The following is a 24591-nucleotide window of genomic DNA, read 5'->3' as shown; positions in this document are numbered from 1 at the left end:
ATATTAGGTCAGAGTGGTTCAAGCGGGCTTGAAGCAAAAGGTCAAGCAGTTTTCCAGCCTGATGCCAAGGAATAGCTAAGCGCGCTTGGGCAAGATTGTTGATGCGGCCACCTTTTCCTCCAAAGTTTGCAGCCACCCGATTGTCGCGTCAAAGGGCATGGGTTTCGCAATTGAATAGCCCTGGACATGTGCACAGCCGAGCTGAGCGAGCATTGCATGCTCTCCGTGGGTCTCGACACCTTCCGCAATTGCCTCCAGGCCAAGGCGTTCTGACATGGTGAGGATGGCGGCAATCATGCTTTGCTGATCCCGATCAGTATCAACATGCGTTACGAATGAGCGGTCAATCTTGATCCGGCTGACGTCAAAGCGGCGAATGCTGGAAATGGAGGCATGTCCGGTTCCAAAATCATCCAGATCCACCCCGCACCCCAATTTGGAGAATGAAGCGATATTGTGGGAGGTTATGTCGTCGTCGGTTTGGGCCACAACCGTTTCGAGGATTTCGACGGTCAGGCGGCTGGGTTCCAGATCAAAGCGGTCCAGTTCCCATTTCACCTTTTCGAAAAGCCGCGGGTTGCGTAACTCGTCGGCGGAAAAATTGACGGAAATCGATGGGACGCGGATGCCCAGCTTGTCCCAATCTTTGAGTGCGGTCAGGGAATGGTAGAGCATGACTTCGCCGAGGCGTTCGGACAAGCCTGCCTGAACCAGTGCGGGAAGGAAAGCGCAGGGGGCAATCAGTCCCTTATCGGGGTGGTTCCAGCGTGCAAGGGCTTCAAACCCGGACAATTCACCGGTGTCGGTTGACAGCTGGGGCTGGAACCACGGGACGATCTGCCCTTCATTGAGTGCCGTCAGGATTTCTTTCACCGAGTGTTCTGATCCCGCGACGCGTGCACGATCGCCCTTTGTGAAGGCGCGGATTGATCCCGGGCCCGAGAAAATGGCCTCCTGCAGGGCGCTTTCCGCCGCATTCAGAATGGATTCTCCGCTGCGTTTCGGCGCGCGGGAGGGCAGTGCAAACCCCACGGACAGCGTGCAATGAACCTGAACATTCTCGATGAGAAATGGCGTGTCAAATGCGGCTTGCAGGCGGCCTGAAAGCTGGATGAGTGTTTCCAGATCAACCCGGCGGGATTTGTCCAGACACATGCCAAAGCGCGCATTGCCGAGATAGGCCAGCATATCAGTGCTGCGCAGAACGCCAACAATGCGTTCGCTACAGGCTTGCAGCAACCGTTCTGCTAAGGCGTCCCCAAGGTTTTTTCGTGCATTGTCGAAATCATCCACCTCAACGACGACACAGGCCTTGTCCGGGATATTTTCATTGCTCAGGGCATGGTCGAGGGATTTGATCAGCCGGTCCCGCACCGGCAGGTTGGTGATTGTATCGGTTGGGCCCGCATTCACGCTTGGCGCCGGTTGGGTCACAATCCCCATCAGAATAAGAAGGCTGGGAAAAATCACTGCAAAAAGGACCAGAAGCCCTTCCCCCCCGAACCAGAACGCACCGAGGGCCACCGCGGGCAAAAAGGCGGCCAGTTGAGGTCCGAGCATCGCCGCGCGTGCAGCTTGTTTTACATTATGGAACCAATTTGAGTTGCCGGAGGCAGCCATACGTCTTCATCCTCTTTGCGCGAGGCGAAACTGCCCCGACACGGATAAAGTAGGCACTTGAAGTCAACTGAACGTTAATGGCCTGGCAAAATTTAGGTCTAATTTTCAATGTTATCCGGCAAGTTTCGCGAAAGCCCCACAAAATCGAACAATTGCGGGTCCAGAAGGTGGCTCGGGCGCGTGTTCATCAGGGCTTTGAACATGATCTGGCGGCGTCCGGGGAAATTCTTCTCCCACTGATCAATGATTCCCTTAACCTGCTGGCGCTGCAACCCATCCTGCGAGCCGCAGAGGTCACACGGGATGATCGGGTAGTTCATCTGGGTGGCGAATTTTTCGCAGTCTTCTTCTGCCACATGGGCCAACGGACGATAGACAAACAGATCGCCCTCTTCATTGACCAGTTTGGGCGGCATGGTGGCCAGACGCCCACCATGAAAGAGGTTCATGAAAAACGTTTCCAGAATGTCGTCGCGATGATGGCCCAGCACCACGGCAGAACATCCCTCCTCCCGCGCGATCCGGTAGAGGTTTCCGCGCCTCAGCCGCGAACAGAGCGAGCAGAATGTGCGTCCCTGCGGGATCTTGTCCATCACGATCGAGAAGGTGTCTTCGTATTCGATGCGATGGGGGACATCCATTTTAGCAAGGAATTCCGGCAGCACCGTGGCCGGAAAATTCGGCTGTCCCTGATCCAGATTGCACGCGAGAAGCTCCACCGGCAGAACGCCGCGCCATTTCAGCTCGTAAAGCGCGGCCAGCATTGTGTAGCTGTCCTTGCCGCCTGACAGGCAGACCAGCCATTTGGCCCCGCGCTCCACCATGCCATACTGGTCGATCGCTTCGCGCACATTGCGAATGATCCGCTTGCGCAGCTTCTTGAATTCGGTGGTCGACGGGGCGCCGGCAAAAAGCGGGTGGATGTCATCAAGCGTATCAGTCATGCCCCGCCTTTAGGGGCTTTTGCGCAGGGAAACAAGGGGGATCGGGGGCGACACCAGGTGGTCTCGCCCCGCGGGGTCACCAGAAAACATCCCTTCCGGATGCGGGCGGATAAAGGTCCTTTACCTCCGGCAGGCCCATGTCTTTGGCAAGGTGGGAGGAGCCTGGCGCCTGGCGATGGCGACGCGGCAGGGGCGCGCCAGCAAACAGGGCCGCGCGCAGAACACGCCAGCGACCGTGACGTTTGATCAGCGCGGCGATGACCTGTGCCATCGGATTGCCCTGGCGGCGCGGTAAGTTGGGATAGTTGGTCATGTCATGTTCCTTGTTCAGTGGGATGATTCGTGGGCAGCTTGCGACCTCAAGTCCCCTTCAGCTCAAGCGGAAGGGGCAGGGCTGGTGATGAAAGCGGTTCTCAGGCCGCAAGCCATCGGCCGGCACAGTGGAAACCGTGCCGGAGAGTGGGGATTGCGAGGGAAGGGGCAATTTGCCCCTGTGGATTACATCATGAGATCTCGAAACCCTGGGGGCGGGTCATGCGGCGGCAGACCCACGTCGCGACGCAGGTGGTTGCTGAGTTCCTCTCCGCGTGGCCGCTTACGCAGCCGTGCAAGCAGGTTCGCTACCAGCACGCGGGTAACGCGTCCGGCGCCATGTTCGGTGACGAGATCGTCAATCAGGTCCTGAAGCCGGATCGCTCCGGTATGAAAATTACTGTCCATCATGGTTTTGTGACCGGCTGGTGCCGGGTCCCTTGGTTTGGACATGGCGCCAAGGGGGCTTGGATCGCCATGCGGTTGGGTAGGAAAATTTGTGACAGAGAGTGCAATCGGCTGAGCGCAGGCGCAGGGATTGGTCTGTGATCACAAAATGTTGGAGACAACCGGATTTGAGAGACGACACCCGTGTGGGGGCCTGATGTTCAAATACCGGAGAGGGTGGTTCGTCGTGCGGTCGCGTTTACGACGCGAAGACGGTCCAGAAGCCCGCGGCAAAGCCTTTTTGATGTGCGGCAAAGGCGGCACACTCGGCGGCTCGGAGGGTCGATGCATTGATATTGGTCATGTAGCCCCTCCTTCTTGTTTGCTGTTTCGGGTGAGGCCGTTTTAGCGCAAGAGGGACCTCAAACAAGCTTGCTTGCGAAGAATATTCAACCTGTGGCGGAAAGGGCACTTAAAGTGTTTCGGCTTTAACCTGACACAGGGCAAAACCGAAACGCTTTAGGCCGGATCACGAGTGATCACATCCGGACGAGTCGGGGCGCCCATGGGGGACGGGGTCGTAGCCGCAGGACCCCCAGGGATTGCAGCGGGCGATGCGTTTGGCAGCCAGCCAGCTGCCCCTGATGGCGCCGTGCTTTTCCAGGGCTTCAAGCGCATAGGCCGAACAGGTGGGTTGATAGCGGCAATTGAACCCGACCCAGGGGGAGAAGATCAGCCGGTAGGCCCGGATGGGCAGGGCGGCAAGATGGGCAAGCGGGGTCATTGACGGGGCCTCTGGGTTGGATTCTAGTTTTCTAGTTTTCTAGTTTTCTAGTTTTCTAGTTTTCTAGTTTTCTAGTTTTCTAGTTTTCTAGTTTTTCGGTTTTGGCTTCGGGCGGGGCGCACGCGGCGTGTGGACCTCTTTCAACGCGCGAATCAGGTCTTCCACCAGATCATTATAGGGGCGGGTGGCAGTGGCGTCCTTGCGGCCGATAAGCACATAGTCCCAGCCCGGCTTGCCATGGGTGGGCAGCACCTCGCGGGCAATGGCACGCAGGCGCCGCTTGGCGCGGTTGCGGGCCACGGCATTGCCGACTTTCTTCGAGCATGTATAGCCAATGCGTGGGCCTTCGCCAGCCGGTTCGTCGTCCCGCCGGCGCCGGGCCTGCAGCAGAAAGGCCGGCTGGGGCGCGCGACGCGCACGGGCCGCGGACAGAAAATCGCGCCTTTGGGTCAATGTGGTCAGCATGTCATCCCCTCACGTGCAAAAACCGCCGCAGGCATGGGCCTCGGCGGTCTGCATCTCATCTTGTCCGGCGCAGTCACGGAAATCCGGTGATCTGCGGTCAAAGCTTACGCGCTCAGCGACTTCCGGCCACGCGCACGACGCGCGTTCAGGATTTTGCGGCCAGCTTTGGTGGCCATGCGCGAGCGGAAGCCGTGACGGCGTTTGCGAACCAGGTTCGAGGGTTGATAGGTGCGTTTCATCGCCCGTCTCCGTTTGGGCCCGGTTCCGTCTCTCGTCCCCGCGCTCTGATCACTCAGATCAAGCAGTCGACGATCTCTTGCTACGGATTCGGGCAAGTGTCTATTCGAAGCCCGGTCTATAGGCGGCATTTCAAACTAAGTCAAATGGGAAAGGGCAGCAAATTGACCTCTCTCATCTGCCCTGTTCCACCTGCGGGCGTGGGGGGAATGCCATGCCGGGTCTTTGCAGGCAAGGCATATTCCCGCCATTTGTGTTAAACTGGGGTGGTTTCGGGGGTGAAGGGGGGAAATTCGTGTTATAAAATGACCTCGATCTTGCCTTAGATCTTGCCGGACAACGCCTTTGGGGGAAGTAAAATGGAATGGATTGCTGTCGAGGTGAAGGGGCGCATTCTGCGGATGTGGCCCAATGGTGGGGATGAGATTCGCCGCACCCTGGATGCCGGGGTGACGCTGGAGTCCCTTGTGCCCGAGATTGAACATACGGTGTCATTGCAACCACATACCCGCATTCTGGCCACCGGGGTGCGGGCCGGGGCTCCGCTCAGCGTGCCATGTGCTCTGGCCGCCCCCCGTCATGTGCCGCATGTGGATCCGCGTCTTTATCTTGCCCCTGCGGTCAAACAGGAAAACCCTGCCGGGCTGATCGGCTATGAGGTGGTGCGGCTGGCCGGGCTATTGGCGCAGGATCCGAAATTCGACGGGGTGGCCTGCCTGATCGGCGAACAGACGGTCTGGGCCCAGATCAGCGCCGAAGAGATTGTCAGCTTTCAGGCTGCCGCGACGGTGCGGCTGGCGGGGCTGCTTGGGGTCACGCCAAGCGTGGGCGAGGGGTTTGAGCCCACGCTCTCAGATATCATCGCACGCCCGCAGAAACTTGCCAGCAAGATTGCGAGCCTTGAGGCTGCCAGAACCCTTGGGCTGGTGTCGGAAGCTGAGGCCGCGTCCCAGCTGACCGGAGCATTGGTGGGGGCCGAGCTTGCCGCGATGCGCCCTTACTGGCTGGGGCAGCGGGTGGCGCTGATCGGCAATGCCCGCTCGACCAATGTCTATGAAAAGGCATTGTCGGCTCAGGGGGTGGCCTGTGACACCTATCTGGGGGCAGATCTGGCGCTGAAAGGGCTGCGCCCCTTTGCAACGGAACCTGCCTGAGGGCCGTCAAACTGAAACGCTTTAAATGCCACAGCACATAAAGGACCGCGCTTTTGAGGCGCGGCCCGTCTGAGGTTTCAGTCTAGCGGGCGTTCCAATCCGGCTGACTGTCCAGTTTGGCGGGATCAATAGCTGTATTCGGCGTAGATCCGTTTCAAGTCGCCTTTCCAGTCGCCGTGGTAGTGCTCCAACAGCTCATCCGCAGGCGTTTTTCCCTCTTCCACACTGTCTTGCAGCGCGTTGAGGAAGTGGCGTTCATCCGGCACCATGCCCCCGATCCCCGGACGGGCCCGGTTTTTAAGCCCCTGTTTGGCGATCTCGACGGTTTCGCGGGCCAGATCAATGATCTTCACGCCGTTTGCTTCACCTTGCAGCCCGTCGACAGAGGCTGCCACGCGCAGGGCTTCGCGGGTCTCTGCATCCCAGCCCTTGGCCAGATCCCAGGCTGCATCCAGACTGTCCTGACAATACATCAGACCGACCCAATAGGCGGGCAGGGCACAGATACGACGCCACGGGCCACCATCGGCACCGCGCATTTCCATATATTGCTTGATCCGCACTTCGGGAAAGGCGGTGGTCAGGTGGTCGGCCCAGTCGGAGAGCGTCGGGGTTTCACCCGGCAGGGCAGGCAGCTTGCCTTGCATGAAATCGCGGAACGACATGCCCAAAGCATTGATATATTGCCCGTCGCGATAGACAAAATACATCGGCACATCGAGCGCATATTGCACATAGCGCTCAAACCCCATCCCCTCTTCAAACACGAAAGGCAGCATCCCGGTGCGCGATGCATCCAGATCGCGCCAGATCCGCGAGCGCCAGCTTTTGTGCCCGTTCGGTTTGCCTTCGAAGAACGGTGAATTGGCAAACAGTGCGGTGGCCACCGGCTGCAGCGCCAGCCCGACACGGAACTTCTGCACCATATCGGCCTCAGACGCGAAATCGAGGTTCACCTGCACGGTGCAGGTGCGATACATCATCTGTTTGCCGTGGGTGCCGACCGTGTCCATATAGTCGGTCATCAGCTTGTAGCGCCCTTTCGGCATCACCGGCATCTGTTCGTGGGTCCATTCCGGCGCCGCGCCCAGACCGATGAAGCGTGCGCCGATTTTATCCGCAATCTGATGCACTTCGCGCAGGTGTTCATTCACCTCGTCGCAGGTCTGGTGGATGGTATCGAGTGGCGCGCCCGACAGTTCAAACTGCCCGCCGGGTTCCAGCGAGATATTGGCGCCATTGCGTTTGAGCCCAATCAGGTTGCCGCTTTCGCGCACCTCTTCCCAACCGAACTCATCCCGCAGCCCTTCCAGCATATGCAGGATCGACCGGTCGCCCGCGTAAGGCAGCGGTTTGAAACTGTCCTGACAATAGCCGAACTTCTCATGCTCGGTGCCGATCTTCCACGCCTCGCGCGGTTTGCAGCCGTCTTCCAGAAACTGGGCCAGCTGCTTATGGTCGGTGATCGGGCCGCCGCCGGATTGGGGGATGGACATGAAGGGCACTCCTCGCGCGTATCTCGGATCCGCATTAGGTGGGGGAAACGCGGGGCGGTGTCAATGCAGGGGGACGACCTTGCGCGACCAGATCACGACTCTGTCAGAACTGACCGTTGCGTTGCGCGCATCAATGGCGGTGTTGACGGCCCGGATGGCGGCGGAAATGTCGATATCCGGCAGCACGGCCATGGCATCAAACAGCTGCTCCGATCCTTCGGCAGACACCGGAATGGTCAAAAGTTCCATCCCGGTGCGAAAGCGCCAGACCGGCAGCCCTGCCATGTCCCGCGCAATGCTGATTTCGTGGATCAGATCAAGCGAGGCAAAACCGCCACCGACCGGCGCCAGATAAATCACCTGACGCTCGTCGATCTGCACCACGCCAACGCCACCGGTCCCCGCCCGGATGCGCGCGCGCTGCACCCCTTGCCAGGCCACGGCTGCGCCAATGAGGGCGAGTGCGACGCCCATCCATTTCAAAAGCCCCAACGAGCCGATGGCCCACCACAGGCCAAGGGCAGCCACCCCGCCGCCGATAATGGCTTCGCGAAAGCGATGGATCCGGGCGCGGGCTTCGGGACGGATCATGTGCGGGCTCCGATCGTGACGGGGGTCGACAGAATGGCGAGTGTGTAGTCCCCGATCTGTTCAAACCCGATGGCTTCATAGGCGCGGCAGGCGGCCTCGCCGCTGGCGAAAAGGATGGCGGTCTGGACCCCGGCTGTGCGTGCCTCTTTCAAATGGGCGGCGACGACCCGGCGTGCAAGCCCCTTTCCACGTGCATTTGGGGGGGTATAGACCCCACCGATCTGCACCATGTCGGGCAAGTGTGCGTTGAAGGCGGTCATGGCGGTGGGGGTGCCGTTTTCGATCAGCAGGCGCACGTGGCCCGTGGTAATGGTGGTGTCCACACGGTCCGCAATCACCTTTGTCAGTGTTGCGTCATCTGCCGCGCCAAGTGCCTCGATGTGATAGGCCCGAAACCATTGGGTCAGCAGGGCGGCATCCTGTTGTTCCGGTTTGCGGATCTCGGCAGGCCCCGGATCGCGCTGCTGATCCAGCGACAGGCGATAAAGCGGTTCCACCCGGTTCAGGTCATACGCCGCGTCGTCGAGGCCGAGCACCGCCCGCATGCCATCGACCAGTGTCGCAGCACCGTTCAGCCCGGCCACCTGCTGGCCCTGCATCGCATCGTGAAACCCTTGCCAGAACATCGCCCCTTCCCCGCAGGCATTGAGGAAACCTGCGTTGGAGCGGGAGAACACACCACTGATCTTGCCGTCTTTATCTTCAACCCAGAACGTTGCCGCATGGGGGTGCTCTGAGCCGCTCAACCCAAAGTGTGCCAACCCCGCCCGCATGAACATGGTGGTTTCGGCGTGGTGTGACAGGAACTGCATCATGGCCGCTTCGTCACCGGGGCGGGCCGGGCGGATCATGTCTTGTCGTCCTTGAGTGGATGCCAGGGGGACATGTCTTTTTTCGGGTCAGCGGATGTGGCAGGGGATGTGGGGCGGATAATCCCCTCATAAGGTGCGCTGACCGGTTCGAACCTGTTGGGCGTGAGATGGGCAATCAGGCGGGGCGTTTCTTCGGGTGCATGGCGAAACAGGCTGCCATCTTTGGCAAACAGCACCTCTCCCCGATGCACCTCGGCCCAGCCATCGTGCAAATCCTGCCCCCCGTCTGGCCCTTCCAGCCTGTGGGTTTCCCAGTAAATCTGTCCCTGCGGGCCTTTTTCGGTCAAAGACGCGGTAAAGCGTTTGTGCAGGGTCCAGCCCGCGATGACCGGTCGGGACAGGTGCCATGTCTCCGTGCGCAGCCAGCCCGATCCGGTGGTGTCCTGTGCCTCAAGCGTCCAGCCGTCACGCTGAAGCCGTGGCAGGTAAAGCACCGCGTCTTCACCCATTGAGGGCACAAGATGGGCGGGCGGCTGCATCACCCGTGAAAGCGTGCAGCCGGGATGATGCTGATCCGCTTGCGGTATGCATGGTCCGCTCTGATCCACCCAGTATCGCTTGTTGTCGAGAAACACGCCGCCCCCGTTCCATGCCCCGCCATGCGGCATCAGGGCCAGCGCGGTAAAATATGGCGGGCGGCTGATCGCGGTGTAACTGTCGAGGGGCGGTTTGTGCGGAGCGGCAAAATAGATCAGATGCCGCCCGTCCGGGGACAGATCCCCGCGCCGTTCATACACGCGATGTTTCAGCCACTGGCCCGGCGTCACCTTGTCCGTCTCGAGATCCCAGCGCAGCATCTGCACATGCCGTGAGGGGCCGCGTCGAAACAGAACCGCCACCGGGGCCGCGCGGGCGAGGATGCCGAAAATGCGGGCCGGGGCAGATGTGTCCGCCGGGGGGCTCACCCCCAATCCCCCAGATGCTGTTGCCAGATGGTCAGTGCGGCCACGGCGGCGGTGTCGGCGCGCAGGATACGGGGACCAAGGCTGACCGCGTGCCCCATGTCGCGCAGCTTGCTGCGCTCGGCCTCGGAAAAACCGCCTTCGGGGCCAATGAAAATGGCCCATTTGTCGCCGCCGACCTGGCCCAGCACCTCTTTGGCGCCCACCAGGGCTTCGTCACAGAACATGATCTGGCGGTCTTCTGGCCAGATGGTCAGGAGTTTATCGAGCCGTTCCAGTTCGCGCACCTCCGGCACATAGGTGCCGCCGCATTGTTCAGCCGCTTCCACCGCATGGGCCTGCAACCGGTCGCGGCGAATGCGTTCTGAATTGGTAAAGGCGGTTTGCATCGGCTGGATCACCGCCGCCCCCATTTCAGCAGCTTTTTCCACGATGAAATCGGTGCGTGCCTTTTTGATCGGCGCAAAGCACAGCCAGAGGTCCGGTGGCAGTTGCAAGGGTTTTGACTGGCGCTGGCACAGCAGCACGCCTTTGCGCTTCCCTGCCTCGACCACTTCGGCGGTAAACTCGCCATCCCGCCCGTTGAACAGCGCGACCAGATCGCCCGCGCCCATGCGCATGACGTTGAAAAGATAGTTCGCCTGATCGCGATCCATCAAAACGGTTTGCCCCTTGCCCAGAGGCTGCTCTACAAAGAGTCGAACTTTTGCCTGTTTCATGAGCGAACCCTATGACCCAACGTGACGAACTTCCAGAGCAAACCGGCCAGGTGGCGGACGCTTATACGGGCAATTGGGTGGATCATCTGGCCCCCGCCTGGTCGCGTCCCTATCTACGCTTGTCGCGTGCGGACCGGCCGATTGGCACCTGGCTTTTGCTGATCCCCTGCTGGTGGGGGCTGTTGCTGGCCATTGGGCATTCGGGCCGTTTTGGACCCTTTGATCTGTGGATTGCGCTGGGCTGCGCCATTGGTTCTTTCCTGATGCGCGGGGCGGGCTGCACCTGGAATGATATCACCGACCGCAAGTTTGATGCCGCGGTTGAGCGCACCCGCAGCCGCCCGATCCCCTCGGGACAGGTGAGCGTGCGCGGGGCGGTGATCTGGATGGGGCTGCAGGCGCTGATTTCGCTGGGGATCCTGCTGACCTTCAATATGGCGGCCATTGTCATGGGGTTTGTCGCGGTGATCCCGGTGCTGGTCTACCCCTTTGCCAAACGGTTTACCTGGTGGCCGCAGGCCTTTCTGGGCATTGCCTTCAACTGGGGCGCGCTTCTGGCCTGGGTGGCGCATCGCGGCAGCCTCGAATGGCCTGCGGTTGCGCTTTATCTCGCCGGGATCAGCTGGACCCTTTTTTACGACACGATCTATGCCCATCAGGACAAGGAAGATGACGCGCTGATCGGGGTGAAATCCACCGCGCGCCTGTTTGGGGAGAAAACCCGCAAATGGTTGATGTTGTTCATGATCCTCACCATCGTGATGATGGCGCTGGCCATGGTGCAGGCGTTGGGGGAACGCAACGCCCTGTCGCTGGTGGTGGCGCTGGGCGGGGCCTGGGCGATGGGGTGGCATATGGCATGGCAGATGCGGATGCTTGATATCGATGATACCGAAACCTGCCTGCGACTTTTTCGCTCAAACCGCGATACCGGCCTGATTCCTGTGCTGTTTCTTGCCATTTCTGCGCTGCTGTGATTGCACCACCGGCGGTGGTCGCCTAAGACGATTGCAGTGATTGACCTCTTCCATTGGACCCGGAACCGGATAATGCGCCTTGCCCCCTCGTTTTTGGCCCCCGGCCTGTTTGCCGCTGCCGCCCTGCTGTCACTTGTCGGCGCACGGGTGGCTGTGTCGACCATTGAAACCCTGTCTGCCGAAGGGGTGCGGGACGAATTCATGTTGCAGGGGTTTGAGTGGGCTGAGGTTGAGGCAGATGGCCTTGAGGTTGTGGTGTCCGGCATCGCCCCGGACGAGGTGACCCGCCTTCGCGCCGTTTCGGCCGCCGGCACGGTGATCGACAGCGGGCGGGTGATCGACAATATGCAGGTCGCCGCCACCGAAGATATCGCCCCGCCGCGCTTTTCCCTGGAAATCCTGCGCAATGATGCGGGTATATCTCTGATCGGCCTGATCCCGGCCAGTTCCGACCGGGACCGGCTGAAAGAGCGTATCAAGGATATTGCCGGACGCACCCATGTCACCGACCTTATGGGGACCGCCGATTATACCACCCCCGCAAACTGGGACGAGGTGCTGGACTTTGCCGTGACCGCGCTTGAAACGCTGCCGCGTGCCAAGATCTCGATGGATGCCAAACGTGTCTCGATCACCGCCGTGTCGGACAGTGCAAAGCAGAAGACCGGGTGGGAACGTGAGCTCAAACGTGAGGCCCCGCGCAACCTGTTGCTGTTGATGGATATTTCGGCGCCACGCCCGGTGATCACCCCCTTTACCCTGCGCTTCCTGATCGAAGAGGGGACCCCGCGCTTTGACGCCTGTTCGGCCCATGATCAGATCGGGCGCGCCAAGATTGCCGCCGCAGCCGCGCTGGCCGGGATCGAAGGGGCGATTGACTGTACAATTGGCCTTGGGGTGCCGTCTCCTGACTGGTCGGATGCCGTCAATGCGGGCATCCAGGCCGTCAGCAAGTTTGGCGGCGGTTCCGTAACTTTCTCGGATGCGGATGTGACCCTCGTGGCGCCCGCTGGCACCAAACAGGCGGTGTTTGACCGGGTGGTGGGAGAGCTTGAGGCCGATCTGCCCCAGCTTTATTCCCTGCATTCGGTCCTGCCGGAAATTGTCAAGATTGACGGTTCGGGAGACGGCGAAGACGGCCCGCCCGAGTTTGTGGCCACCCTCAGCCCCGAAGGGCTGGTGCAATTGCGCGGGCGCATGACCGATGACCTGCAACGTGCCGCCGCTGAAAGCTATGCCAAGGCCGCCTTTGGTGTGACACGGGTTTATGAAGCCACCCGGCTTGACCCGGACCTGCCGGAAGGTTGGCCCATCCGTGTTCTGGCCGGGCTGGAGGTGCTGGGGCACCTCGCCAATGGGTCGGTTGTGGTGCAGCCGGACGTGGTGGATGTGCGTGGCAATACCGGGGATCCGGAAGCCAGCGCCACCATCTCGCGCATCCTGGCCGAAAAGCTGGGGGCGTCGCAGAACTATCAGATCAATGTGACCTATCAGGAAAAACTCGACCCGCAACTGGGCCTGCCCAGCCCGCAGGAATGCGTGGCGGCCATCAACGGCTTCCTGACGGACAGCAAGATCAATTTCGCCCCGGGGTCCGCCAATATCGAAGCCTCCGCCGGGGATACGCTGGACAAGATCGCCGAACAGCTGCGCGCCTGCGAGGATGTGCGGATGGAAATCGCTGGGTATACCGACAGCCAGGGGCGTGAAGAAATGAACCGGGCCTTGTCGCAAAGCCGCTCTCAGGCTGTTCTGACCGCGCTGCTGGGCCGGCGGGTGCTGACGTCAAACCTGTCCGCCAAGGGCTATGGCGAAGACGATCCGATCGCGGATAATGGCACCGAAGAGGGGCGTGAGGCGAACCGTCGGATCGAATTCCGCCTGCTGGATCTGCCCTCAGATGAGGCGGATGCCGACAGCGCCGAAGCCGTGGCGGACCCGGACACCCCCACATCAGAAGCTGCGCCCACCGATGAGGCTGCCCCGGCTGTCCCGTCTGACCCGGATGACGCCACCCCGACCGGTTCGGGAGAGGCCAGCACCGAGGACACAGATCCGTCTGATCCTGCCGTGGAAACAGACGCGCAGTCTGAAGAGGCAGAGGTCCAGGACCGCTCCGATGCAGGGCAGGCCGAGGATCAGCAAACCGCCCCCGCCGCCAGCGATTACGCCGGCCCCGCCACTCTGGTTCAAACACCGGGAACAGAAGATCCCCGTCCCGCTCCGCGCCCCGACACAGTCGACCCCGCGGATGCCGCGTCGCAATAAGCCACAAGGAGCCTGCGGATGAACCGCACCGAATTTATCATCGTCACCGCGATTATCCTCTTTGCCGCATTTGCACTTGGATGGTTTGCCCATTGGATCATCCATCGCTTTGCCAAGGTTACCGGCAACGAGATGGGGGAAATTGACCGTATGGCGCAGCAATTGCACGAAGCGGAAGAAACCCGCGATCAGGCCATCACCTATCTGCAGAGCCGTGAGGCGGAACTGACCAACCAACACCAGCAGACCGAGGCCGAACTGCGCGCTGCCATGGATGGCCTGCGGGATGCGCGGCAAGAGGCCGAAGAACTCCGCGCCTATATCGACCGCATTCAGGGCGAGGCCTGAGCCCCCACAGCCGGGCAGGGCGTCTTTCCGACCGGCCGCCCCGAGCGGCCGCACTGACCCGCATTTATTGGGCGCACGGGCCGAAGGTCTCAGCTTTCGTCGATCTCGTCGCCGGGGCGCACAGTGCGGTAGATCCCTTCCGGCAGATCCAGCGCTGCGACCAGATCGGTGATCTGCGTCATCGACAGAGTGATTTTCTGCACCTCGTCCGTGCGCGGATCCCATTGTTCGACGGTCACACAGCTGGCAAAGGCCGTAATGGTGACATCTTCCTTCAGAGGTGTTTCGCCCTCGTCAACGAGGGTGACGACCGTGGCGTCAAATTCATGCTCGATTGTAAACATGATCCCAGCCTAAAGCGTTTCGGGAGGGATTTGAAACACCTGTTTGTTCCGACCCGCCCACAACACTGACATCTCTTGCGGCCATTTCAGTGCGCCAACCCCCTGTTTGACCGAGGTCAAGGTGGGATGTGGGGCGCCCCGGCACACTTGGGGGCGGAGGATAGACCTATGAAGGATACAATCAGACAAGGCTTTGCCTATCACGCCGACCTGGTCGAGCGGATGGCCGCAACCCAGGGGTTGAACCTGACCGAAGAACTCGAAGCCGGGCGGATCAGCTTTACCGGGCTGGATGATGCGGTGCATCGCTGCATGCAATGTTCGGACCCGGAAGGGTGCCAGCTGTGGCTCGACAATCATGAAGGGGGATCCCATTCCTCCCCGGAAATCTGCCAAAACCGCGGGCTTTTCAAACGGCTGGGCTAGCCCCCTCCGCAGACCGGGATTATAGTTTGTCCCATGGCGCGGATGAAGATGCAGCAATTTACCGGATTTCTCACGGATCGGGGATCGAAATATGCGGTGACGGGTGGGCCCGTCACAACGCGCGATGACGTGAAAGATTTCCTCAAGCAACTGACCAAAAACAAAAAATTCGCCAAGGCAACCCATAACACCTGGGGGGCTATCCTTGAGGATGGCCCGCAGAAGGGGGATGATGGCGAAAGCGGCGCGGGCATGGTGATCGTGCGTATGCTGGAGCGCGCCGGGTTAAGCGATCACATCATCGTGGTGACGCGCTGGTATGGCGGCGTCAAGCTGGGCGGCGACAGGTTTCGCCGGGTGCAGGATGCGGTGGAACACTATCTGGAAAGGCGGGATGGCTGATGTGGGCACGGGTGCAAATGGAACTGGCCCGCTTTTGGGATCGTTGCCGTTGGTCATGGCAGGGATGGTGTGACGGTTGGCGCAACGAAAAATCCGTGCGCCAATGGGTCTATGCTTGGATCCTGTCCTCGGGACTGGCATTCGTGCTGGATCTCAGCACGGCGGAACGCGCGCTGATTCTCTCGCTTGGCTTTCTGGTGATTGCAGCTGAACTGATCAATACGGCGATTGAACGCGCCGTGGATCTGGTCACGCAAGACCATCACGAGCTTGCCGGTCGGGCCAAGGATGCCGCCAGTGCCTTTGTCGGCTTGACGGCAATTGCAGTTGGGATTGCCTGGTTGGTGATCCTGCTGGGCTGACCCCCGCGCCAAATCCGGGTTTTAGCGCAAAAGGCTCAGCCCGCTTCTTCTTCCAGATGCAGCTTCATATCCAGAAGCACATGTTGCAAGGCGAGGGTTTCGCGCAGCAGACGTTTGGCCTCGTTTATGGTGATCACACCGTCCTCTATGGATTGCTGATACTCTGCCATCAGCATTGCAAACCTTTGAGAAAGCGCAATAACATCCGCATTCACACCGCCCGAGGGGCGGTTCTTCCGCTCGGCGTCATAAGACAGGGTAATCCCCTTCAACTCGGCCAATGCCCCGGTCACATGCGGGTATTTCGACGCTTCTTCCAAAGACGCCACAGCATCAATAGGCATGAAGCGATCGCTATGTTCGTCACTGTCGGAATAATAGCGCCCCAAAGTGGCCTTGGATTTGCCGGTCAGTTCGCATGCGGCTTCCAAGCCGACATCTTTCACCAATGCTTCGGTGTGTTTCTTCAAGTAGCTGCCAATGCTTGCCATGCTTTTAACCTCATGCTGTGGCCCAACACACGGGCCACGGGGAATTCCACCTCCCTTTTCCCATTATTCTGGCGCCAAGGGAATGGCTTTTATGAAGTTGTAGAGTGAAGGGTAAATGGTTTTGGTGCGCAAGCACTGAAACAGGTGGGGGCCCAGGCAATTTCCTGGGAAATTCGGAAGCTTTTCCGAGGCTCGAAATGAGTGGTGCGTGTGAGTGATGAGGTCTGTTCCATCCCCAAGGCACAATGTGCTACTGACCTCGGGTGTTGGTGTCACTGTTTCGCCCCCATACTGCTTTTACTCTGCACCGCCCGCCGGAGGGCCAAAAAGCTGCGAGGAATAGACTGCGGCTCGACATGTGGGCAGATTGCCGGTTGAACCGGTCTGGCCCGCAGCGTATTTCAGATCCATGGCAAAACTGTACTTCCACTATTCAACCATGAATGCGGGGAAATCCACCCTGCTGCTGCAGGCGTCGTATAACTATAACGAACGCAATATGCAGACCTATCTCCTGACGGCAAAGCTCGATCACAGGGCAGGTGAGGCGCGGATTGGATCGCGGATCGGGATCGGGGCCAAAGCAGATACGTTTGAGGCCGGAGAAGACCTTTTCGCCAAGATCAAGACACGGCTGGAGGCTGCTCCCTGTGCCTGTATCTTTATTGATGAGGCCCAGTTTCTGGAGCACGAACAGGTATGGCAACTGGCCCGTGCGGTGGATGATCTTGATGTGCCCATCATGTGCTACGGGCTGCGGGTGGATTTTCAGGGCAACCTGTTTCCGGGCTCCGCCACTCTTCTGGCGCTGGCGGATGAAATGCGCGAGGCGCGCACCATCTGCCACTGTGGCAAGAAGGCAACGATGGTGGTGCGGCAGGACGAAACCGGCAAGGTGCTGGTGGACGGGGCCCAGGTGCAGATCGGCGGCAACGAAACCTATGTATCGCTTTGCCGCCGCCATTGGCGCGAAGCGGTGGGCGATCAGGCGGATTGCTGAGACGTTTCAGGCTTCCGCCGCGCGGGCGCCCTTCACACGGGGGTAAGAAGCGCATCCCCCCGGGCAAAGGCCTCCAGATTGTCCAATGCCAACATGCCCATTTCGGTGCGCACCTCCAGCGTGGCGGTGCCAAGATGGGGCAACAGGGTTACGTTTTCAAAGCGCATCAACGCCTCTGGCACCGCAGGTTCGAACTCATAGACATCCAGCCCCGCCCCGCCGATGGACCGGGCATCCAGCGCGGCAATCAAGGCCTGCTCATCCACCACTTCCCCGCGTGAGATGTTGACCATCAGAGCATGGGGTTGCATGGCGGCAAAGGTCTCGGCCCCGATCAGGTGATGTGTTTCCGCACTCCCCGGCGTGGCAACAACCAGAATGTCACAGCTGCGGGCAACCTCCGAAATGCTCTGCATCTGCCGGGCCGGGAAATCGACCGGCTTGGGGGAGCGGTTGAAATACACGACCTTCATGTCAAAGCCGAAATGACAGCGCCGGGCAATTGCCTGCCCGATCCGACCCATGCCGATAATCCCTACGGTTTTTCCGGTCACGTGCAGGCCCAGCATCTGGGTGGGATGCCAGCCCTCCCACGCGCCAGCCCGCACCAGACGCTCCCCTTCACCGGCGCGCCGGGCGGTCATCAGGATCAATGTCATGGCGGTGTCGGCGGTGGCATCGGTCACCGCGCCGGGCGTGTTGGTAACCGCAACCCCGTGGCGCCGGGCGGCCTCAACGTCGATGTGGTTGTAGCCCACCCCGAAATTGGCAAGCAACCGCGCGCGGCTTTCCCCCGCCTCGGCAAACACCTCAGCCGTATAAAGATCGCCCAGCGTGGGCAGGACCAGATCGAATTCAAGCAACGAGGTGACCATCTCGGCCGTCCCCATCGCGCTGGTGTCGTGGCGCAACGTGACGTCAAACCCTGCCCGGGCCCGATCCAGAACCGCATCGGGAAGTGGGCGAGAGATAAAGAGGCTCAGCATAGGCGTGCCCCATCCGGGGTGTCCTTGTCCGGCGTGATCAACCCGACATTGCCCTGCGCATCATAAAGCCCAAGGATCAGCACCTCTGACCGCATCGGGCCAATCTGGCGCGGTGGAAAATTCACCACCCCCAGCACCGATTTCCCAACCAGCTCCTCGGGCGTATAGTGCTGGGTGATCTGGGCTGAACTTTTGCGCTCCCCCACCTCCGGCCCGAAATCAACCCAGAGCTTGAGGGCCGGTTTGCGCGCCTCGGGGAAAGGTTCCGCACGCAGAACCGTGCCTTTGCGTATGTCGACTTTCATGAAATCATCAAACGTGATTTCAGGGGTGAGATCAGCCATTTGCAAGCTCCCTTGACCGGCCCGCTGCCGCATTCACCGCGCGGGTGAGCAGTGCAGGGAAGCCATTGTTTTCATCCATCAAAACCGAAAGGGCCGCCGCCGTGGTGCCGCCGGGTGAGGTCACGTTTACACGCAATTGTGTCGGGGTCTCCTCGGCCTCTTCCGCAAGTGCCCCCGCGCCTGCCACCGTGGCCCGGGCCAGTTGCATGGCCAGATCCTCAGGCAGACCCTGCGCAGCCCCCGCCGCGGCGAGTGTTTCGATCAGGTGGAACACATAGGCCGGGCCGGACCCGGAAAGGGCGGTGACCGCGTCCATTTGCTCCTCTCCGTCCAGACGCACCACCTGCCCCACCGCAGATAACAGCATCTCGGCCAGGTCCATTTGGGCCGCATCTGCCATCGCGTTGCCGCAGATTGCGGTGATGCCACGGGCAATCGCCGCCGGGGTGTTGGGCATGGCGCGGATGATCGGGGTGCGCTCGCCAAGCAGGGCTTCATAGGTGGCAATCGGCGTGCCTGCGGCCACGGACAGAAACAGCGTATCCCCATTGCCGAGCGGGGCCAGCTCGGGCAGGGCGTCGGTCATCATCTGCGGCTTCACCGCAATCAGCACAATGGCGGGGTTTGCAGGCAGCGGTTGGTTCAGGTTGAGGCCGTCCAGCCCTTTCAGCCAGTCCGACGGGTAAGGATCCTGCACCCAGACCGACCGTGCGGGCAGCCCTTGCCCCAGCCAGCCTTCCAGCATCGCCGACCCCATCTTACCACAGCCAAGCAGCACCAGTCCGCGTGTTTTCAGATCATCCATCTGTTTCCCTCCCGAGTTCTGGCCGAAATTAAAGCGTTTGAGGCCAGCGTGAAACACAGTTTGATACCGAAATGCCCATGGCATCAACAGGTTCCGCGCGTTTTGGGCAAATCAAGTGGATCAGGTGTGCCTCGACACGCTTTGGGTGACTTGCTCAAGACAGGACAATGCTGGGCCGCGATGGGCAAATTGTGCGCCAACCGTGCTGCAGGGCTTATTTTCTGGTTGGAAATATCCTGGGGTGAGCCTCAAAGAGGCGAGGGGCAAAGCCCCTTCTGCCGGTCACCTGATCCAGACAACAAAAAACGGCCCCGAAAGACCGAATTTTGCTGGGAGAACTGCTCGTTTCTCGTGTTCCTTTTGCCCCTGTTTCACCCGGCCTAAGCGGTCTCACGCCCGCCCATAGGCATCGGCAATGGCCACCTGCAGGGCGTTTTCTACCGTGTGATCCCCCCATGAGACCAGTTGGAAGGCGGGATAGAACCGCTCGGACGTGGCCACCGCCGTGGCGATCAGGTGGTCAATCTGTTCGGGGGACGCCGTCCCGCCGCCGGTCAGCGCCAGCCCATAGCGCCACACCATCAGCCGCTGTTCGTGCCAGTAGGAAAAGGCCCCCTTCCAGCACTGATCGTTGATACTGTTCAACGCTTCATAGATTTTCGGCAACTTGTCCTCGGGCGGTTCCATTTCAAAGCTGCAGATCAGCCGCAGGGTTTCGTCATAATCGGACCAGGCCAGCGTGATCGAGTAGTTGCGCCACTGTCCCTCGACCGCCATGGCGATCTGGTCATCGGCCACCCGGTCAAACTCCCAGGCGTGGTGCTCGGCGATATATTCGACAATGTCGATCGGATGCATGTCGTCGGTTTCAAGGTAATGCTCGGTGGCAGCCATGTCGCGTACCCTTCTCGGTGTCAGATCCGCGCTGGCATCGCCCCAATGATGCGGTGCAGATCTCGTTGCCTGTACTAGGTTCGGCGGTCTTCGCGCCGTTTCCTTACTAGATATGGTGTCTGCTTTGGGGTAACCTGTAAAGAGGAACTTGTGAAATAACCTCACTTGTCCACAGAAATCTGTGGCTTCTCCACAGAGCGGGGAGGCTTTGTCCACGGGATCGGTTCAGCATGTTGAAAACGGTGCTGGCACAAGGCGTTTTGCTGCCGATTGAGGGCAAAGACAGGGGGCAAGGCGGCCTCATGCTTGACCTTTGCGGGCCGACCCCCCACTTTGCCAGACAGAATGAGGGAAAAGTGGCAGCTGCTGGCCTCTCCCTTACAAAAAACGCAAGCAAACGAGCAAGAACCGGAGTGCCCCTTGGCCCGCACCGCCCCCTTTTCCCGCTATGAATGGATGATCGCCTGGCGCTATCTGCGCGCGCGTCGCACCGAAGGCGGGGTCAGCACGATGACATGGATCAGCCTGATTGGCATCACGCTGGCCGTGGCTGCGCTGATCATCACCCTTGCCGTGCGCACCGGGTTCCGGGACGAATTCGTCGACACGATCCTTGGGGCCAATTCCCATGTCACCGTGTTTTCCCAGACCCATGTGAACGATCAGGGGCAGGTCACCCGCGAGATCCGGGATTTTGACGCCTGGGCTGAGCGCATTGGCGCACTCCCCGGCGTGACCCGCGCAGCCCCGCTGATCAAGGGGCAGGTGATGGCCAACAAGGGGCAAAACAACGCTGGCGTCGAGATCTTCGGCACCCGTTATGAGGACCTGCTGACCATTCCCCGTATCGCGCGGCCGGAAAGCCATCTGGGCGATATTTCGCAGTTTCCAAACGGGATTGCGATCGGGTCGGGTGTGGCGCAGGAGCTGGGGGTGACCACCGGCGACAAGATCAAGATCATTTCGCCCAATGGGGTGAAAACCGCCTTTGGCACCAGTCCGCGGGTGAATGTCTATGAGGTCACTTATATCTTTACGGCCGGACGCTGGGACATTGACCGCACCCGCGTCTATCTGCCCTTTGCCGAGGCGCAGAGCTTTTTCAACCGTGAAGGCACCGCAGATGAGATCGAGGTGATGGTCGAGGAGCCGGAAGCGGTGGATGAGCTGCTTTTGCCGATCATGCAGGCCGTGCAGGAACCCTCAACCACCTGGACCTGGCGCGACCGGTCCGGGGCGTTTTTGAATGCGCTTGATATGGAAGACAACGTGATGTTCATCATCCTGTCGGTGCTGGTGCTGATCGCGTCGATGAACATCACCTCGGGCCTGATCATGCTGGTCAAGAACAAGGGGCGTGACATTGGCATCCTGCGCACCATGGGGCTGACCGAAGGGGCGGTCTTGCGGGTGTTTTTCCTCTGTGGCTCGCTGACCGGTGTGGTGGGCACCATTGCGGGGGTGATCCTTGGCTGCTTGTTTGCGATCAATATCGACAGCGTGTTTTCGCTGGTGAATTACCTTTCCGGCGGGGGGGCATGGGATCCGCAGATCCGTGGCATTTATCGCCTGCCGGCCAAGCTTGAGTTCTGGGATGTCTTCTCTGCGGTGGCCCTGTCGCTGACGCTCAGCTTTGTTGTCACCCTGTTTCCTGCCCGCAAAGCGGCACGGATGAACCCGGTAGAGGCGCTGCGTTATGAGTGATCCCGTTCTTGAACTCACCGGCCTGGAAAAGACCTTCAATCCCGCAACCCCCGGCGAGATCCGGGTGCTGCGTGGGGCCGACCTGACCCTTGCCAGAGGTGAGGTGGTGGCACTGGTCGCGCCCTCCGGTTCGGGCAAATCCACACTCCTGCATATTGCCGGGCTTTTGGATGGGGCGGATGCCGGACAGGTGAAGATCTGCGGGCAGGACATGACGCGCGCCGCTGACCGCAAACGCACCGAAATGCGCCGGGATCGGGTGGGGTTTGTCTATCAGTTCCACCATTTGCTGCCGGAGTTTACCGCATTGGAAAACGTGGTTCTGCCGCAGCTCGCGGCGGGGGTGTCTGACCGTGCGGCCCGGGCGCGGGCGCAGGATCTGCTGGCACGTGTGGGCGTGGCAGAGCGCGCGGATCACCGTCCGGCGGAAATGTCTGGCGGTGAGCAGCAGCGTGTTGCCTTTTGTCGGGCGCTGGCCAATGGCCCCGCAATCTTGCTGGCGGATGAGCCCACCGGCAATCTCGACCCTTCCACCTCGGACACCGTGTTTGCCGCCCTGATGGAACTGGTGCGGGACACCGGCCTGTCGGCGCTTATCGCCACGCATAACCTTGAACTGGCCGCCCGGATGGACCGGGTGTTGCGGCTGGAAGATGGGGTGATTGCCGAGGTTGGTTAAAGCGTTTCAGGAGCGGCCTGAAGCACCCGTCTACCCTGAAATGCCCACGGTTCTGGCCTCGTCTGCCGCCTGATATTCTGCACATTCCGGATGCAGGCATGAGGGCAGATGGCTTTGAAACTTCGTTTTCAAAACCTCCTGAATTTCTGCCGCCAGATCGCTCGGGCACTCGTCAAGGCTTTGAATGCAGCCGAATTTGCTCTCCTCTTGGCGCAGGTCGTCAAACCATGTGCGGCTTGGACTTTCTTCTGGGTGGAAATAGGCAACCGACGTCGATTTTTCAGGTGTCACGCCAAAGCGTTTCATCTCCTGATGATAGCTTAAAGAGAAAGGCGAAAACTGATTTGCGTCGCGAAAACGGTGTTGAATTTGCGATTTCAGAATATCGGTGTTTTGACTGAAGAATTCGGACAAAAGTGACTTTCGTGCAGGATGAGGCGTGTGTTCGCTTTGAAAGTACCACCCCTTAATGCCACTCATATGCGCTGCCCGATATTGCACGTGGCGAAATTTGCCTTTTGGACTTTCGTCGAACCCATCTTCTTCAGCAGGCGATATCGTAACTCTCTGATATCCAAAGGCAGAGAGGATACTTTTTGGCCACGTATCACGGGATGTCCGGCGCAGAAGAAATCTTCCTCTGAAAGGGGGCAGTTCACGAATACGTCGTCATTGAAATATACGAAATACTCGGCAAGACCCTCGACGTTGCAAAGCATGGCTTCGATGGAGTTTGAGTTGAACGTGGGCAAAACATCTTCATGCCCCCGGAAAATCTCGCGATGATCGACGAGGCGAATGCGATCGGGCGCGCATAGGCCTTCATCGCTGAAGCGCTTCAGAAACGCGGGGCTTTGATTGTCCGTCACCACATGGATGGTGCGAATGAAAGGGGCATATTTCAGGATCGAGGCAATGCAGAAATACACCTCGTTCTGGCTGTCAAAGCGCGTATCCGACGTTGCAGCGGTGTGAAGCTTCGTTTGCTTGCCCTGATAGGCCAGACGTTTGGCCTTGTGGTCGGGATCATTCCCATCGACCCAGGTTATGACCGCGTCCATATTTGGTGGCGTCTGCAACAATATGTTCCTTTTTAAGTCGTCGCAAAAAAGAGGCTGCCAACCTATTATACAATTCAAAATTGTGCCAGCCACGAAAGACTGGGGGCAAAAATTCCGTTTGTGCGGGGCCTCAGGCCCGGGTCACATGTCAATGACGTGCACTGACATTCATGTGAGGGACGGATCCGGGAGATTGATCCTTGCCCAAACGGTGCTATGCCGGTGTCATGTTGACCCGTGTTCTTTTTCTCTCTGCCCTTCTGGGGATGGTTGTGGTGCCCGCCAAGGCCGGCCCGATCCGCCTGGACGATTGGAAGACCCACTGGTTCGCCTCGTTCTTTTCGCGGGTGACGTTTGAGGGCGCGCCAGATCGCATGGCGGTGGATGCGGATGGGTCCGTGTCGATCACCTATAAACTCCTGCCGGCATCCGAACAGGGGGCAAGCAGGGCGTCATGGACATGGTCCGTGGCGAAATCTGTCCCGCCCACGGATCTGACCCGCAAAGGCGGGGATGATCGCAATCTGGCGCTTTACTTTGCGTTCCTGCCCAAAGATCAGGCCGATCAGGCGGTGCGGCAGAGCTTGCGCAAGCTTCTGAAAAACCCCGATGGACGGGTGCTGGTTTACGTGCATGGCGGCGCGCATAAACGTGGCAGTCTCCTGCCCTCGCCTTACCTTGGGGCCCGCGGCAAAACCGTGGTTCTGCGCCCGTCAGGGGAAGGGGCGGCAGCGGAGAGCATCAACCTCGCCGCCGACTATAAGCGCGCCTTTGGTGGGACGCCGGGGGCCTTGGTCGCACTGGCCCTGTCAGCCGATAGCGACGATACGGACGCCGAGATGATGGGCGTGATTGAAGGGCTGCGGTTGGAGTAGATTCGCCTACCAAAAACGCCCCATCCGGTCGCAGGCGGGATAGCGCCCCGTCGACCGGCAGGCGATTGTTTGCAATCGCCGAGAGGTGACCCTCCCCACGGGAGGGCGATTTTGCAGCGTTTCAATATACTGGATGGTTGCG

Annotated in this window: 31 protein-coding genes; 11 read left to right on the top strand and 20 right to left on the bottom strand. The window is 60.0% G+C overall.

The window, feature by feature from the left end; all coding sequences use genetic code 11:
- Positions 1-75: 75 nt before the first annotated feature.
- The 7 genes from XMD517_RS07945 to rpmH form a co-directional block, all read right to left on the bottom strand.
- On the bottom strand, positions 76-1620 hold the full coding sequence (locus tag XMD517_RS07945; RefSeq protein WP_254450023.1) for a bifunctional diguanylate cyclase/phosphodiesterase: 1545 nt from the start codon (positions 1618-1620) through the stop codon (positions 76-78).
- 98 nt (positions 1621-1718) lie between these two features.
- Positions 1719-2564, bottom strand: coding sequence for a tRNA 2-thiocytidine(32) synthetase TtcA (gene ttcA / locus XMD517_RS07940; protein ID WP_173485819.1), 846 nt, complete (start codon positions 2562-2564; stop codon positions 1719-1721).
- A 76-nt stretch (positions 2565-2640) separates the two neighbouring features.
- Positions 2641-2877 carry a hypothetical protein gene (locus tag XMD517_RS07935; protein WP_173485818.1) on the bottom strand — a complete coding sequence of 79 codons (237 nt, stop codon included), beginning with the start codon at positions 2875-2877 and terminating at the stop codon, positions 2641-2643.
- 185 nt (positions 2878-3062) lie between these two features.
- Positions 3063-3287, bottom strand: coding sequence for a hypothetical protein (locus XMD517_RS07930; RefSeq protein ID WP_173487796.1), 225 nt, complete (start codon positions 3285-3287; stop codon positions 3063-3065).
- Positions 3288-3792: 505 nt separating this feature from the next.
- Positions 3793-4047 (bottom strand): membrane protein insertion efficiency factor YidD, encoded by a 255-nt coding sequence (gene yidD / locus XMD517_RS07925; RefSeq protein ID WP_173485816.1) that lies wholly within the window; start codon positions 4045-4047, stop codon positions 3793-3795.
- Between the two features lie 87 nt (positions 4048-4134).
- Positions 4135-4512, bottom strand: a complete 378-nt coding sequence (rnpA, locus tag XMD517_RS07920) for a ribonuclease P protein component (RefSeq protein WP_173485815.1) — start codon at positions 4510-4512, stop codon at positions 4135-4137.
- A gap of 104 nt (positions 4513-4616) precedes the next feature.
- Positions 4617-4751 (bottom strand): 50S ribosomal protein L34, encoded by a 135-nt coding sequence (gene rpmH / locus XMD517_RS07915; RefSeq protein ID WP_048599009.1) that lies wholly within the window; start codon positions 4749-4751, stop codon positions 4617-4619.
- A 357-nt stretch (positions 4752-5108) separates the two neighbouring features.
- Here rpmH and XMD517_RS07910 point away from each other — a divergent pair, with 357 nt between their 5' ends.
- Entirely contained in the window at positions 5109-5903 is a 795-nt protein-coding gene (locus XMD517_RS07910) for a 2-dehydro-3-deoxygalactonokinase (protein ID WP_173485814.1), read from the top strand.
- Positions 5904-6028: 125 nt separating this feature from the next.
- Here XMD517_RS07910 and XMD517_RS07905 read toward each other — a convergent pair whose 3' ends face one another.
- Genes XMD517_RS07905 through XMD517_RS07885 form a run of 5 tightly spaced genes read right to left on the bottom strand, consistent with a single transcriptional unit; the run spans position 6029 to position 10483 of the window.
- Positions 6029-7399 (bottom strand): glutamate--cysteine ligase, encoded by a 1371-nt coding sequence (locus tag XMD517_RS07905; protein WP_173485813.1) that lies wholly within the window; start codon positions 7397-7399, stop codon positions 6029-6031.
- Positions 7400-7459: 60 nt separating this feature from the next.
- The gene (locus XMD517_RS07900; RefSeq protein ID WP_173485812.1) at positions 7460-7990 is read right to left on the bottom strand and encodes a hypothetical protein; all 531 of its coding nucleotides are present in this window, start codon (positions 7988-7990) and stop codon (positions 7460-7462) included.
- A complete protein-coding gene (locus XMD517_RS07895; protein WP_173485811.1) occupies positions 7987-8841 on the bottom strand; it encodes a GNAT family N-acetyltransferase in 855 nt (284 codons plus the stop codon). The genes XMD517_RS07900 and XMD517_RS07895 overlap by 4 nt, the downstream gene beginning before the upstream one ends.
- Positions 8838-9767, bottom strand: coding sequence for a hypothetical protein (locus XMD517_RS07890; RefSeq protein WP_173485810.1), 930 nt, complete (start codon positions 9765-9767; stop codon positions 8838-8840). Before XMD517_RS07890 ends, XMD517_RS07895 begins: the two co-directional genes overlap by 4 nt.
- Complete coding sequence (locus XMD517_RS07885; RefSeq protein WP_173485809.1) at positions 9764-10483, bottom strand: 16S rRNA (uracil(1498)-N(3))-methyltransferase; 720 nt, start codon at positions 10481-10483, stop codon at positions 9764-9766. Before XMD517_RS07885 ends, XMD517_RS07890 begins: the two co-directional genes overlap by 4 nt.
- Positions 10484-10494: 11 nt before the next feature.
- Between XMD517_RS07885 and ubiA the strand changes: the two genes are divergently transcribed.
- The 3 genes from ubiA (at position 10495) to XMD517_RS07870 (ending at position 14076) form a co-directional block, all read left to right on the top strand.
- Positions 10495-11460 carry a 4-hydroxybenzoate octaprenyltransferase gene (gene ubiA / locus XMD517_RS07880; protein ID WP_173485808.1) on the top strand — a complete coding sequence of 322 codons (966 nt, stop codon included), beginning with the start codon at positions 10495-10497 and terminating at the stop codon, positions 11458-11460.
- 72 nt (positions 11461-11532) lie between these two features.
- Entirely contained in the window at positions 11533-13728 is a 2196-nt protein-coding gene (locus XMD517_RS07875) for an OmpA family protein (RefSeq protein WP_173485807.1), read from the top strand.
- A gap of 18 nt (positions 13729-13746) precedes the next feature.
- Positions 13747-14076 (top strand): hypothetical protein, encoded by a 330-nt coding sequence (locus XMD517_RS07870; protein ID WP_055188026.1) that lies wholly within the window; start codon positions 13747-13749, stop codon positions 14074-14076.
- 89 nt (positions 14077-14165) lie between these two features.
- Here XMD517_RS07870 and XMD517_RS07865 read toward each other — a convergent pair whose 3' ends face one another.
- Entirely contained in the window at positions 14166-14420 is a 255-nt protein-coding gene (locus XMD517_RS07865) for a hypothetical protein (RefSeq protein ID WP_055188028.1), read from the bottom strand.
- Positions 14421-14588: 168 nt separating this feature from the next.
- Between XMD517_RS07865 and XMD517_RS07860 the strand changes: the two genes are divergently transcribed.
- Genes XMD517_RS07860 through XMD517_RS07850 form a run of 3 tightly spaced genes read left to right on the top strand, consistent with a single transcriptional unit; the run spans position 14589 to position 15610 of the window.
- Positions 14589-14846, top strand: coding sequence for a DUF6455 family protein (locus XMD517_RS07860; protein WP_055188030.1), 258 nt, complete (start codon positions 14589-14591; stop codon positions 14844-14846).
- Positions 14847-14894: 48 nt separating this feature from the next.
- Positions 14895-15248 carry a YigZ family protein gene (locus XMD517_RS07855; RefSeq protein ID WP_173486326.1) on the top strand — a complete coding sequence of 118 codons (354 nt, stop codon included), beginning with the start codon at positions 14895-14897 and terminating at the stop codon, positions 15246-15248.
- The gene (locus XMD517_RS07850; protein ID WP_254449672.1) at positions 15248-15610 is read left to right on the top strand and encodes a diacylglycerol kinase; all 363 of its coding nucleotides are present in this window, start codon (positions 15248-15250) and stop codon (positions 15608-15610) included. Before XMD517_RS07855 ends, XMD517_RS07850 begins: the two co-directional genes overlap by 1 nt.
- Positions 15611-15645: 35 nt before the next feature.
- On the opposite strand, the gene XMD517_RS07845 is transcribed toward XMD517_RS07850, so the two are convergent.
- Positions 15646-16101, bottom strand: coding sequence for a hypothetical protein (locus XMD517_RS07845; protein WP_055188032.1), 456 nt, complete (start codon positions 16099-16101; stop codon positions 15646-15648).
- 409 nt (positions 16102-16510) lie between these two features.
- Here XMD517_RS07845 and XMD517_RS07840 point away from each other — a divergent pair, with 409 nt between their 5' ends.
- Complete coding sequence (locus tag XMD517_RS07840; RefSeq protein WP_173485806.1) at positions 16511-17101, top strand: thymidine kinase; 591 nt, start codon at positions 16511-16513, stop codon at positions 17099-17101.
- A gap of 32 nt (positions 17102-17133) precedes the next feature.
- On the opposite strand, the gene XMD517_RS07835 is transcribed toward XMD517_RS07840, so the two are convergent.
- The 4 genes from XMD517_RS07835 to XMD517_RS07820 all read right to left on the bottom strand — a co-directional run bounded on the left by XMD517_RS07835 (position 17134) and on the right by XMD517_RS07820 (position 20130).
- Positions 17134-18084, bottom strand: a complete 951-nt coding sequence (locus tag XMD517_RS07835) for a D-glycerate dehydrogenase (protein ID WP_173486325.1) — start codon at positions 18082-18084, stop codon at positions 17134-17136.
- Positions 18081-18431 carry a tRNA-binding protein gene (locus XMD517_RS07830; protein ID WP_173485805.1) on the bottom strand — a complete coding sequence of 117 codons (351 nt, stop codon included), beginning with the start codon at positions 18429-18431 and terminating at the stop codon, positions 18081-18083. The genes XMD517_RS07835 and XMD517_RS07830 overlap by 4 nt, the downstream gene beginning before the upstream one ends.
- The gene (gene proC / locus XMD517_RS07825; RefSeq protein ID WP_173485804.1) at positions 18424-19236 is read right to left on the bottom strand and encodes a pyrroline-5-carboxylate reductase; all 813 of its coding nucleotides are present in this window, start codon (positions 19234-19236) and stop codon (positions 18424-18426) included. Before proC ends, XMD517_RS07830 begins: the two co-directional genes overlap by 8 nt.
- A gap of 390 nt (positions 19237-19626) precedes the next feature.
- Entirely contained in the window at positions 19627-20130 is a 504-nt protein-coding gene (locus XMD517_RS07820) for a YbjN domain-containing protein (RefSeq protein WP_055188041.1), read from the bottom strand.
- 420 nt (positions 20131-20550) lie between these two features.
- Here XMD517_RS07820 and XMD517_RS07815 point away from each other — a divergent pair, with 420 nt between their 5' ends.
- Together XMD517_RS07815 and XMD517_RS07810 are read left to right on the top strand one after the other, a co-directional pair.
- Entirely contained in the window at positions 20551-21834 is a 1284-nt protein-coding gene (locus XMD517_RS07815) for a lipoprotein-releasing ABC transporter permease subunit (RefSeq protein WP_173485803.1), read from the top strand.
- Positions 21827-22513 carry an ABC transporter ATP-binding protein gene (locus XMD517_RS07810; RefSeq protein WP_173485802.1) on the top strand — a complete coding sequence of 229 codons (687 nt, stop codon included), beginning with the start codon at positions 21827-21829 and terminating at the stop codon, positions 22511-22513. Before XMD517_RS07815 ends, XMD517_RS07810 begins: the two co-directional genes overlap by 8 nt.
- Positions 22514-22543: 30 nt before the next feature.
- On the opposite strand, the gene XMD517_RS07805 is transcribed toward XMD517_RS07810, so the two are convergent.
- A complete protein-coding gene (locus tag XMD517_RS07805) occupies positions 22544-22993 on the bottom strand; it encodes a hypothetical protein (RefSeq protein ID WP_173485801.1) in 450 nt (149 codons plus the stop codon).
- The gene (locus XMD517_RS07800) at positions 22990-23595 is read right to left on the bottom strand and encodes a stealth family protein (RefSeq protein ID WP_173485800.1); all 606 of its coding nucleotides are present in this window, start codon (positions 23593-23595) and stop codon (positions 22990-22992) included. Before XMD517_RS07800 ends, XMD517_RS07805 begins: the two co-directional genes overlap by 4 nt.
- Positions 23596-23774: 179 nt before the next feature.
- On the opposite strand from XMD517_RS07800, the gene XMD517_RS07795 reads away from it, so the two are divergent.
- On the top strand, positions 23775-24449 hold the full coding sequence (locus XMD517_RS07795; protein ID WP_173487794.1) for a DUF3047 domain-containing protein: 675 nt from the start codon (positions 23775-23777) through the stop codon (positions 24447-24449).
- The last annotated feature ends 142 nt before the right edge of the window (positions 24450-24591 follow it).

Source organism: Aliiroseovarius sp. xm-d-517 (assembly GCF_013283135.1).
Classification (GTDB): Bacteria; Pseudomonadota; Alphaproteobacteria; order Rhodobacterales; family Rhodobacteraceae; genus Aliiroseovarius; species Aliiroseovarius crassostreae.
This window is presented reverse-complemented; position numbering and strand designations above follow the sequence as displayed.